The 12,307-nt window shown below is 31.8% G+C and carries 10 protein-coding genes; 4 read left to right on the top strand and 6 right to left on the bottom strand.

All coding sequences use genetic code 11. The features are described from left to right. From ACIQ11_RS04745 to panC, 6 genes are all read right to left on the bottom strand, one after another. On the bottom strand, positions 1 to 1,515 hold a 1,515-nt coding region (locus ACIQ11_RS04745; RefSeq protein ID WP_396153292.1), incomplete at its 3' end, for a mucoidy inhibitor MuiA family protein. Positions 1,516 to 1,545: 30 nt separating this feature from the next. After that, entirely contained in the window at positions 1,546 to 2,907 is a 1,362-nt protein-coding gene (gene radA / locus ACIQ11_RS04740; RefSeq protein WP_396153290.1) for a DNA repair protein RadA, read from the bottom strand. 20 nt (positions 2,908 to 2,927) lie between these two features. Further along, on the bottom strand, positions 2,928 to 4,154 hold the full coding sequence (locus ACIQ11_RS04735; protein WP_396153288.1) for an alpha/beta hydrolase: 1,227 nt from the start codon (positions 4,152 to 4,154) through the stop codon (positions 2,928 to 2,930). Between the two features lie 34 nt (positions 4,155 to 4,188). After that, complete coding sequence (locus tag ACIQ11_RS04730) at positions 4,189 to 5,115, bottom strand: YbhN family protein (RefSeq protein ID WP_396153294.1); 927 nt, start codon at positions 5,113 to 5,115, stop codon at positions 4,189 to 4,191. Between the two features lie 38 nt (positions 5,116 to 5,153). After that, positions 5,154 to 5,504, bottom strand: coding sequence for an aspartate 1-decarboxylase (panD, locus tag ACIQ11_RS04725; protein ID WP_166075636.1), 351 nt, complete (start codon positions 5,502 to 5,504; stop codon positions 5,154 to 5,156). A 36-nt stretch (positions 5,505 to 5,540) separates the two neighbouring features. Continuing rightward, on the bottom strand, positions 5,541 to 6,389 hold the full coding sequence (gene panC / locus ACIQ11_RS04720; RefSeq protein ID WP_396153286.1) for a pantoate--beta-alanine ligase: 849 nt from the start codon (positions 6,387 to 6,389) through the stop codon (positions 5,541 to 5,543). A 96-nt stretch (positions 6,390 to 6,485) separates the two neighbouring features. Here panC and ACIQ11_RS04715 point away from each other — a divergent pair, with 96 nt between their 5' ends. The 4 genes from ACIQ11_RS04715 to atpD all read left to right on the top strand — a co-directional run. After that, a complete protein-coding gene (locus ACIQ11_RS04715; protein WP_396153284.1) occupies positions 6,486 to 7,292 on the top strand; it encodes a glycogen/starch synthase in 807 nt (268 codons plus the stop codon). 5 nt (positions 7,293 to 7,297) lie between these two features. Beyond that, on the top strand, positions 7,298 to 9,106 hold the full coding sequence (locus ACIQ11_RS04710; protein WP_396153282.1) for a DUF4270 domain-containing protein: 1,809 nt from the start codon (positions 7,298 to 7,300) through the stop codon (positions 9,104 to 9,106). Positions 9,107 to 9,118: 12 nt separating this feature from the next. Next, positions 9,119 to 10,966 (top strand): glutamine--fructose-6-phosphate transaminase (isomerizing), encoded by a 1,848-nt coding sequence (gene glmS, locus ACIQ11_RS04705; RefSeq protein ID WP_396153280.1) that lies wholly within the window; start codon positions 9,119 to 9,121, stop codon positions 10,964 to 10,966. A gap of 151 nt (positions 10,967 to 11,117) precedes the next feature. Then, positions 11,118 to 12,307, top strand: a 1,190-nt coding sequence (atpD, locus tag ACIQ11_RS04700) for a F0F1 ATP synthase subunit beta (protein WP_396153278.1), incomplete at its 3' end; no start/stop codon positions are given.

The raw sequence follows: 12,307 nt of genomic DNA, 5'->3' as shown, positions 1-12,307 counted from the left end.
AATCGAGATTTTTTTATCCCTACCCAAACTTAAATTTAAAGTGTCTTGCGTTTGGTTCGGATTTATCGTCGTTTTACCAACATACATCCCTTCGAAAACAATATTTGCCTCACCAGGCAATAAATTATATTTTGCATAATCATTTAATTCAGCCAATAAAAAGGCTTCTTTTTCTGCTTTCGGAGCCGCATAATACTTATAAGTTGCTGGAATTTTAATATCTTTCAAGGATACGCTATGTGCTTTTCCATTAGATAATATATCATACGGGATATCAATATCGAATGACACATTTAATTCTTGTTCTTCAATTGTGGTATAATCATTCATATTTTTTGTTGTTATCAAAACTACTCCATTGGCACCTTTATTTCCATAAATTGATATTGCAGCGTCATCTTTAATTACATTAACACTTTTTATATTATTTTGGTCAAGGTTTTTAAAATCTTGATTACTTGAAGGAATGCCATTAATTATGATTAAAGGGTCTGTATCTCCATTAATTGAGGAAGCACCTCTAATATATCCATCAAATTTAGTCGAACCTGGTGTTCCGCTTGATGATATCACTGTTAAACCTGGAGCCGTTCCTTGTAAAGAAGCTAAAACGGATGCATTTGGTCTGTTTTCAAATTCTTTATTTTTCCCATAACTTAAAAACCAAGCTTGTAATAATGGTGCAATATTGTTTTGATTTGGATTGCCACTTGAAAGGGTAAGTTTTACTTTTTTCCAATCAATTCCTGTGGTTTGAGTTACTTTTGCTTTGTATGCAAGATCAATTGAAGCAGTTATATTTTCTGCTCGTAAATCGTAAAAAGGTTGCCAAGAAGCCGAATTGGTAATATAAGAAATGTCTAAATTTACATTTCCAGCTACTTCATTCATTACTTGTAAAATTAATTTTCCTTCAGATATTTTGTCTTCTTTTTGGGTATTAATTTCCAATTTATTGTTTAATTCGTCAAGTGTTTTTCTCCATTTTGTTTCTTTTTCTGTAAGCAACACAACTGCATTGTCCAGTTCAATTCTTTTAGATTTATAATATTCAACAAGTTTCATTAATTCAGCTACATTTAAACCAGAATTTGCACCACGAATTTCTTTGTTTTTATCTAATATTTCAATGGTTTGTTGGTGCGAATTTTTATCAATTTGTATTTTCTTAAGTTCCTTTTGAACATATAAAATGCTGTCTTGAACTTTTTTAATAGCTGGATTGCTTTCATCAAGTTCGTATTCAGAAATATAATTATCTGAAAACTGAACAGATAAAACGGTCACGCTTTTAGGCGCTGCAATTTGTACGGTATTTTCATTTAAGTAATCCGCTACATTTTTTATAACAATTTCACTTGTTCCTACAGGTAAATTTACCGAAGTACTCTGTGTTATTTCAGCACCGGAAAAATAAACAGTAGCCGCTTTTGTTTTGGCTGAAGTAAAAATTGGTTTTTGTGCAAATCCAATTGCAGAGACCAATAAGCAAATAGTTAAGAAACGTTTTTTCATATATTTTATGTTTAAGAATTAGGGTTTATTTTATCCAAACAATTGTTCCACTAAATCTTCAATTTTACTAACCAATCGCACATCAATTTTAAAATCTTTCGGATTTATTTTATTGTGTTTCGATACGAAAATGGTCGAAAAACCTAATTTTTCAGCTTCTTGTATGCGTTGCTCTACTTTATTTACGGGTCGAATTTCGCCGGTTAAACCTACTTCGCCAGCAAAACAAAAATCTTTATCAATCGTAATGTCTTCATTAGAAGATAATATAGCGGCAACAACGGCCAAGTCAATTGCAGGATCGTCCACATTTATACCACCTGTTATGTTTAAAAAAACGTCTTTAGCCCCTAAACGGAATCCTGCACGTTTTTCTAAAACAGCTAAAATCATATTTAATCGTTTCAGATTATAACCGGTTGTGCTACGTTGAGGTGTGCCATAAACGGCAGTAGAAACTAATGCTTGAATTTCTATCATTAACGGGCGCATACCTTCAATTGTAGTTGCTATTGCCGTACCTGATAGATAATTGTCTTTATTAGAAATTAATATTTCCGATGGATTACTAACTTCGCGTAAGCCGTTTCCTAACATTTCGTAAATGCCCAATTCGGCAGTAGAACCAAAACGATTTTTCAAAGCTCGTAAAATTCTGTACACGTGATTTCTATCGCCTTCAAATTGCAAAACGGTATCTACCATATGTTCTAAAATTTTCGGACCTGCAATTGTACCGTCTTTGGTGATGTGTCCAATTAAAATGACAGGAACGTTGGTTTCTTTAGCGAATTTTATTAGTTCTGCAGTACATTCTCTAATCTGAGAAATGCTTCCTGCAGAAGATTCGATATATTCGGTATGTAAAGTTTGAATTGAATCAATAATTACTACTTGCGGTTCAATTTCCTCAATTTGTCGAAAAATATTTTGTGTTTTGGTTTCGGTTAAAATAAAACAATTATCCGTTTGTCCTGTAATTCTTTCGGCGCGCATTTTTATTTGTTTCTGACTCTCTTCTCCAGAAACATAAAGCGTTTTATAAGGTAGTTTTAACGAAATTTGAAGTAAAAGTGTACTTTTTCCAATTCCTGGTTCGCCACCTAAAAGTGTAAGAGAACCTGGAACCAATCCGCCACCTAATACGCGGTTTAATTCGCCATCAGTAGTATTCATTCGTACTTCTTCTGAAGTCGAAATTTCGTTAATTTTTAAAGGCTTCGCTACTTTTTTTGCTTCAGAAGTAGTGCTTCGCCAGGCTTGTTTTTCTTCTTTCTGAATAATTTCTTCTACAATTGTATTCCACTCCTTGCAAGACGTACATTGTCCGAGCCATTTAGAATAATTGGTGCCGCAACTTTGGCAAAAGAAGGAAGTTTTTAATTTAGCCATTTGTATTTTATTTTTCGAAATTATTCGTCTTTTTTTGGAGCCTCTGCGGGTGTTTCTGTTGGAGTTTCCACTGGCGCTGATTCTTCAATTTCTTTTTTTGGTTCTTCTTTTCTTGATTTTAAGTCCTCTGCACGATTTAAGATGTAATTTTTAGTTAAATCACCAATTTCGGATTTTGTATAAGCACTTTGATATTCTTTAGCTGCTCGTTTATAGTCTCCAATTTTCTCAAAATACAGCCCTCTATGGTAGGTTCCTAACATTGTTTTTGGGTATTGTTTGTCAGCATACGCCCCTAAATTTTCGAGTTCTGAGTAGGCCTTGTTTTTAATAATTGCTGCTTCAATAGCTTTAAAATCTGAATATCTAGGCTGAACTTTTAATCCGATTTTCTTCTCAATAGTATCATATTTATCAATTAAGTATTGGGTATATCCACTTTCTAATTTTAATATTTTTTCGTTGAATTCTAATTTTGAAATTGGTTGATATCCATTGAAAATAAAGTAAAATGCACTTGGAATAGCTTCGGCAACTAAAGAATAATGAGAAGTGTTTTGAAAAACATCATATCGGTAGTTTACATTTGGGTTTTTAATTTCTTTTGCAACATCATCTAGTTTTTTTGTGTTTTCTTGAATTTCCTCTAAGTCGGCTTTTGACGTAGCTTGATAATAAAATACTGGTTTTTGTGTTTTTGCTAATCGTTCTGCAATTCGAACTTCCATTTCTGGCGCCATTTCTGGAGAAATTGAAATGTATGCATTAAATATTGGGTCATCTTTATATAAATAAAAATTTAAAAATCCAGCGGTGGTATCGTGACCTGCTATAATTCTAAAAGGTAGGGTTCTGTATTTTTGTTGAATATAAGGTAATAATTCAAATCCTATAAATTCAAAAAATTTAGCGCCTGATTCTGCAGGTAATCCTTCTTCACTATAATTACTATCATTAAAACGGGTTTCACCATAATTCTGATTTACCGCAACAATAATAATTTCAGGTAAATCGTCCCAATAGTTTCCGTATTTTAAAATTCCTGAAAACGGATCAGCTAAATATTCGCCATCTAATAAAACTAAAATAGGATATTTTTTTTCGGGACTGTTTTCATATGAAGCCGGTAAAATAACTGAGAAGTTTCGTTCTTCGTTAAGTTTTTTAGATTGTATTTTGTCTTGCACTTTTTGTGAAAACAAGGCAACAGAAACCATTAAAAATAGTAGAGTGAATTTAATTTTCATTTGTAATTGGATTAATAATGTAGCAATATACTACTTATTTTTTATTTAAAATAGGTAATAATATATAAGATATTAATCCCAATACAATAGTTAAAAGTGTTTGAGATGTCCAAACCAAATAGCCAAATGCAGTTCCTATTTCTGTAGGAATCCCGTATAAAAGAAATATTGAAGCTATTGCATAAGGAAAGGCACCTAAACCACCAGGAGAAAATCCAACGGCGAAAGTTCCAAAAATAAATCCCATAATTACAATATCAAAGCTAATTTTTTCGGTTTCTGGTAATGCAAATATAGTAACATAAAACATCGCTAAGTAAGAAAACCAAATTAAGAAGGAATGGAAAATATATGCCCATTTCTTTTCCATTTTATAAATGCTTAAAATACCTTCTGTTAATCCAGATAATTTATGTTTAAGCTTTAAAATAAAATTTAATTTAGAAAATTTCCAAATTAAGATGCACACAATAAAAAATACAAATCCTGTTATTCCAATAAAAATTAATTTATTAAAATTAAAATGGTTATCTAATAAAAATTGATATATTTTATCAAATTGCAACACAAATCCTACACAAAGGAATAATAAAAATATTAATGAATCTACAACTCTTTCAGCTACTATAGTTCCAAATCCTTTGTCAAAAGGAACATTTTCGTATTTTTTTAGAACAACAGCTCGTGTAATTTCTCCACTTCTAGGAATTGTAAGATTGACTAAATAGGATACGCAAACGGTAAAAAAATCATTTCTAAATTTTGTGGTATATCCAAGATGATTTAGGGCAAATTTCCACCTATAAGACCTTGACCAACAACTTATCACTGAGATTACTAAAGACAAAAAAATATAAAAATAATCCGCTTTTAAAAATGTTACTTTTGTTTTTTCTATTTGGTCTTGTGACATTGTGTTGAATTGGTAATACATAATGCTTAAACCAATACATAAAGGCAAAAGTATACCAATTATTTTTTTTATTTTTGCTTTCAAAACTAGGTTAAAGAATTATCTTTTTCATTAGGAAAAACTAAGCAAGGTTTAAATGTTTTTGCTTCTTCAAAGTCAATAATTCCATACGCAATAATTATAATAATATCACCACGATGTACTTTTCGTGCAGCGGGTCCGTTTAAAGTGATTTCACCTGTATTTCTTGGTCCTTTAATGGCATAAGTTTCTAAACGTTCTCCATTATTCACATTCACAATCGCTACTTTTTCACCTTCTACAATATTGGCTGCCTCAAGTAAAGCTTCGTCAATTGTAATACTTCCAATATAATTTAAATCGGCTCCAGTAACAGAAACTCTGTGTATCTTAGATTTTACTACTTGTATTTGCATGCGGCAAAGTTAATTAATTCAAGTAAATTTTATAATTTATTTTAACGAAATATTATCAATTAATCGAATATCTTCAATAAAAACCGCAATAAACCCTCTGTATTTTTTGTTTTTTGTTTTTCTTTTGCAAGATAAAAGTGTTTCTTCTTCGGCAATTTCAAAATATTCTAAAGTAAAATTTTTGTGTTTTTTAAATTCGCGTACTACAAATTCAGTAACTTCTTTGGCCGATTTTAGCATAAATTTATCTTTTGCTTCTAAAAGAATTTTGTAAATTAATTTAGATTCGTTCCGAGCATTATCTGAAAGTCTTTCGTTCCGGCTACTCATTGCTAAACCACTGGGTTCCCGGTAAATTTCACAAGGAATTACATTTACTGGAATTTTATGTTTTACAACTAATTTTTTCACGATTTGTAATTGCTGAAAATCTTTTTCGCCAAAATAAGCGTGAGTTGGTTCTACAATTTCAAATAATTTCTTCACAATCGTTCCTACTCCGTCAAAATGCCCTGGGCGATGTTTGCCTTCCATTTGATGTTCTAATCCGTCATAATCAAATGATCTGGAAATGGTATTGCCTTCATAAATATCTGTTACACTTGGAGCATAAATAAGGATATTTTTGTTTAATTCTTGAGCCAGTGCTATATCTTTTTCTAATGTTCTTGGATATTTTTTTAAATCTTCAGCGTTATTAAACTGTGTAGGGTTTACAAAAATACTTAACACGGTAATTTCATTTTCAGATATAGATTGTTCCAATAATGAAAGGTGACCTCTATGTAAAGCGCCCATTGTAGGCACAAAACCAATTTTTTTTGATTGATTTTGTGCTTTTTTTAATTCAATTTGCAGCGCATTTTGTGTTTGAAAAACAGGCATATTATAATATTATAAAGTGCAAACTTACTATTTTAGTAGATAAGTCCATAAATTTTTATAATTTTGCATATTAAACAAAAACATAACATTTATTATATGAATGACAAGAGGATATTATATGTATCATCTGAAGTAGTGCCTTATTTAGCCGAAAACGAAGTATCACTACATTCTTATGAGTTGCCGAAAATGATAAATGAAGTAGGAGGGCAGATAAGAATTTTTATGCCAAGATACGGAAATATCAATGAACGCAGACATCAATTACATGAAGTAATTCGTCTTTCTGGGATGAATTTGGTAGTGAATGATATGGATATGCCTTTAATTATTAAAGTTGCTTCGATACCAAAAGAAAGAATTCAAGTTTATTTTATTGATAACGATGAATATTTTAAAAGAAAAGCTACATTTTCTGATGAAGAAGGCGTATTGTATTCAGATAATGATGAAAGAGCTATTTTCTTTGCAAAAGGTGTTGTTGAAACGGTAAAAAAATTAAATTGGGTACCCGATATTATTCATGTTCACGGTTGGATGGCTTCTTTATTGCCTGTATATTTAAAACATTATTACAAAGACGAAGGTATTTTTGGAGATACAAAAATTATTACCTCTGTATATGCATCAGATTTTGAAGGAATGCTTGATGCAGAATTGATCACTAAATTAGCATACGATAATTTACCACAAGACGCCATTTCTAAATATAAAGAGCCTATTTTTACTAATTTAATGAAAGCTACAATTGATCATTCTGATGCAATTATTATAGCTTCAGAAAACTTGTCGGTAGATTTAACAAAATATATAGAAACTTCAAAAAAACCTTTTTTACCTTTCACCCCGAAAGAAACGTTTAAAGAAACGTATTTAGATTTTTTAAAAAATAAAGTTCAATAATTATAATGAAAAAGCATATAACCGTTTTATTTTTAGTTTTTTCAATGGTATTTATTTCTTGTGACCAAGATTTTAACACTATTGGATCAGATTTAGTGGGTGATGAACATTTTGATTTCAGTTCTCATGAAGCGCAATTGAAAGCCTACTCTGTAAAAACAGATGAAGTGCAAACCAATAATTTGCCAGTTAATCCTTTAGGTATTTACAACAATCCATATTTTGGAGTTACTAAAGCAAATTTTGTTTCACAAGTGTCATTATTTACAACTCAACCAAAATTTGGTACAAATGTGCAAATTGAAAATGTAATTTTATATGTGCCTTTTTTTAGTACAGTAGAAACAACAAATGCAGATGGCTCTAAAGTATATGCTTTGAATTCTGTATATGGCGCAAACAAAGAAAGTAAAATGAAATTGAGCGTTTACGAAAATGGATATTATTTAAATGAGTTTAACCCATTAAATAATTTTCAAACAGCCCAACGCTACTTTTCTGACGGCTCTGCAAATGGAGCTCTAATTAATTTTGAGAATTTAAAAAGAGGAAATGATGGTAATGGAAACTCTGTACAAAACGGAACACGCTTAAATGATAGTCCAAATACAGCAGAAAACGACCAATTCTTTTTTAACAAAGCAGAAATTATAGTTTATAAAACAAAATTCAATACCACAACAGGTGTTTTGGAATATATTGATGCAAATGATGTAGTGTTAGCCAATCAAAATGATCCTTCTTTACGAGTAGTTAAGGAACGTTTAGCGCCGGGTATATATCTAACTTTAAATAAAGCTTTTTTTAAGAAAAGAATATTAGAAGCTGGAAGTGCAAACCTAATTAACAACAACGAATTTAAACAATATTTTAAAGGATTGTATTTTAAAATGGAACAACTTCCAGGAGAAGAAGGTGCTATGGCAATGTTTAATTTTTCAAACGCTAAATTAAATGTAAATTATAGTTCTGTAAATGATGGTGCTCCTGCAGGAACTGCTGCTACATCAAAAACTTTGGTATTAAATTTTGGTACAGGTTTTGGCTCAAATTCAGTTTCATTACAAGATTATTCTTATTCAGGGGCATATAATTCAGGATTAAACGCCTCAGCTACCAATCCATCTTTTGGTTCAGATTCTAAATTGTATTTAAAAGGAGGTAAAGGATCAGTAGTATATATAGATGTTTTTGGAGATGTTGATGTATTAAAACCAGTTAATGGGCAATTAGTAGCTGGAGCGAATCAAATTCCTGATGAATTGGATCAATTGCGATTAAAAGGATGGTTAATCAATGAAGCATATTTAGAGTTTTATATTGATAAAACAGCTATGGCAGGCGCGAATCAATTAGAGGCGGAAAGGTTATATTTATTTGATGCTACAAATCAAAAATCTTTAGTAGATTATACCTTTGATGCTACAACAAATCCAAACATAAAATACAACAAACTAATTTTTGGTGGAATTATTGAACGCGATAATACCGCAGATAAAAAAGGAATTAAATACAAAATTAGAATTACAGATCACATTGATAATTTATTAAACAGTACGGATTCTAATTTGAATAAAAATGTAAGATTAGGACTTTCTGTTACAGAAAATATTAATTACAGTAATAATTATTATTACAAGTCGCCTTTTGATGTGAATAATACGCCAACTATTTCATCAGATGACATTGAATATTTTCCATTAGCATCAATTATGGAGCAGCAAGGAGTGGTGCTTCACGGTACAAATCCAAGTGCGCCAGCCGACGCTTCTAAAAAGTTAAAATTAGTAATACATTATACAAAACCAAATTAAACCCTTATATATATGTGTGGAATCGTAGGTTATATTGGTCATAGAGAAGCATATCCAATAATTATTAAAGGATTAAAAAGATTAGAATATCGTGGTTACGATAGTGCTGGTTTAGTTTTATATGACGGAAAAAATTTAAAACTTTGTAAAACTAAAGGGAAAGTTTCCGATTTAGAAGAAAAAGTTGCAAAAGAGATAACTACTGACGGACATATAGGTTTTGGACATACACGTTGGGCGACTCACGGAGTTCCGAATGATGTAAATTCACACCCTCATTTTTCAAATTCTGGAAAATTAGCCATTGTGCATAATGGAATTATTGAAAATTACGAACCGTTAAAAAAAGAATTAATAAAAAGAGGCTATGTTTTTCATTCCGATACGGATACTGAAGTATTAATTAATTTAATTGAAGACGTTCAGAAAACAGATAACTTAAAATTAGGAAAAGCAGTACAAGTAGCCTTAAATCAAGTAGTCGGAGCCTATGCAATTGTAGTATTTGATGTAAACAAGCCAGACGAAATTGTTTGTGCGCGTTTAGGTTCTCCATTAGCAATTGGTATAGGTGAAGACGAATATTTTGTAGCTTCAGATGCTTCTCCGTTTATTGAATATACTTCAAATGCTATTTATTTAGAAGATGAAGAAATGGCTATTATTCGTTTGAAAAAACCAATGAAAGTTCGTAAAATTAAAGATGATTCTTTAGTAGATCCTTATGTTCAAGAATTACAAATGAACTTAGAGCAAATTGAAAAAGGCGGCTACGAACATTTCATGTTAAAAGAAATATACGAACAACCAAATGTAATTAAAGATACTTACAGAGGAAGATTGTTGGCCAACAAAGGCATTATTCAAATGTCGGGTGTGGAAGATAATTTAGAAAAATTTACCAATGCCAAACGTATTTTAATTATTGCATGCGGAACCTCATGGCATGCAGGTTTGGTAGCCGAATATATCATTGAAGAATTTGCAAGAATACCTGTTGAGGTAGAATATGCTTCAGAATTTAGATATAGAAATCCAATTATAAATAAAGATGATGTGGTAATTGCTATTTCTCAATCAGGAGAAACGGCCGATACTTTAGCAGCAATTAAATTAGCCAAAGAAAACGGGGCTTTTGTTTTTGGAGTTTGTAACGTTGTAGGTTCTTCTATTTCAAGAGAAACTCACGCGGGTGCTTATACACACGCGGGTCCAGAAATTGGAGTGGCTTCTACAAAAGCATTTACTACTCAAATTACAATCCTTACTCTTTTAGCGTTACGTTTAGCTAAAGCAAAAGGAACTATGAATCATTCGGATTACCAACGTTATTTGTTAGAATTAGAAATGATTCCTGAAAAAGTAAAAGAAGCGTTGCAAACAAATGATGTGGCTTTTGAAATTGCTAAAATTTATAAAGATGTACCAAACGCTTTATATTTAGGTAGAGGATTTAACTTTCCTGTTGCATTAGAAGGCGCTTTAAAATTAAAAGAAATATCATATATTCATGCAGAAGGCTATCCGGCTGCTGAAATGAAACACGGACCAATTGCCTTAATTGACGAACAAATGCCAGTTATAGTAATTGCTCCAAATAAAGGACATTACGACAAAGTAGTAAGTAATATTCAAGAAATAAAATCAAGAAGCGGAAAAATTATTGCGGTTGTAACGAAAGGCGATACGCAAGTAAAAGCTTTAGCAGACCACGTAATTGAAATTCCAGAAACTTCGGAAGCTTTAACACCGTTACTAACTACAATACCTTTGCAATTATTATCCTATCACATTGCTGTTTTAAGAGGTTGTAATGTGGATCAGCCAAGAAATTTAGCAAAATCAGTTACTGTAGAATAAATAAAAAAGCGAAATAATCAGTATTTCGCTTTTTTTTTGAAAAAAAGTCAAAAAATATATTGCATAATTGCATCTAAAAAAACTATCTTTGCACTCTGAAAAAAGTATGTTTTTTTCAATAATAAATAGCTATTAAATAAATACATAAGCAATGTCTAAAGTTACAGGAAAAGTTGCACAAATTATTGGACCAGTTGTAGATGTAGTGTTTGACACTACTAACGGAGAACTTCCAAAAATTTATGATTCGTTAGAAATTACTAAAAAAGACGGTACTAAATTGGTTTTAGAGGTACAATCTCACATTGGAGAAAATACAGTACGTACTATTTCAATGGACTCTTCTGATGGTTTATCAAGAGGTACTGAAGTGGTTGGAACAGGAAATCCAATCAAAATGCCAATTGGACCAGACGTTTATGGTCGTTTATTCAACGTTATTGGTGATGCTATAGATGGTTTAGGTGAATTACCTAAAGACGGAGATAACGGAATGTCTATTCACCGTGCTGCACCAAGATTTGAAGATTTAGCTACTTCTTCTGAAGTTTTATTTACAGGTATTAAAGTAATCGACTTAATTGAGCCTTATGCAAAAGGAGGTAAAATTGGTTTATTCGGTGGTGCTGGAGTTGGTAAAACAGTATTAATTCAGGAGTTAATTAATAATATTGCAAAAGGTCACGGTGGACTTTCAGTATTCGCAGGAGTAGGTGAAAGAACACGTGAAGGAAATGACTTACTTCGTGAGATGTTAGAGTCAGGAATTATAAAATATGGTGATGAATTTATGCACTCTATGGAAAATGGAGGATGGGATTTATCTAAAGTTGATATGCCAGGAATGAGAGAGTCAAAAGCTACTTTCGTTTTCGGACAAATGAATGAGCCACCTGGTGCTCGTGCTCGTGTAGCATTATCAGGATTATCTATTGCGGAATATTTCCGTGATGGAGCTGGAACTGGACAAGGTAAAGACGTACTTTTCTTCGTAGATAACATTTTCCGTTTTACACAAGCGGGTTCTGAAGTATCTGCACTTTTAGGACGTATGCCATCTGCGGTAGGTTACCAACCAACTTTAGCAACAGAGATGGGAGTAATGCAAGAGCGTATTACATCTACAAAAACAGGATCTATTACATCGGTACAAGCGGTTTACGTTCCTGCGGATGACTTAACTGACCCTGCGCCAGCAACAACGTTTGCTCACTTAGATGCTACAACAGTATTGTCTCGTAAAATTGCCGAGTTAGGTATTTATCCTGCGGTAGATCCATTGGATTCTACTTCTCGTATCTTAACGCCAGATGTTTTAGGTGATGAGCACTATGATTGTGC

The organism is Flavobacterium sp. (genome assembly GCF_044361065.1).
In the GTDB taxonomy this organism is placed as follows: domain Bacteria; phylum Bacteroidota; class Bacteroidia; order Flavobacteriales; family Flavobacteriaceae; genus Flavobacterium.
This window is presented reverse-complemented; position numbering and strand designations above follow the sequence as displayed.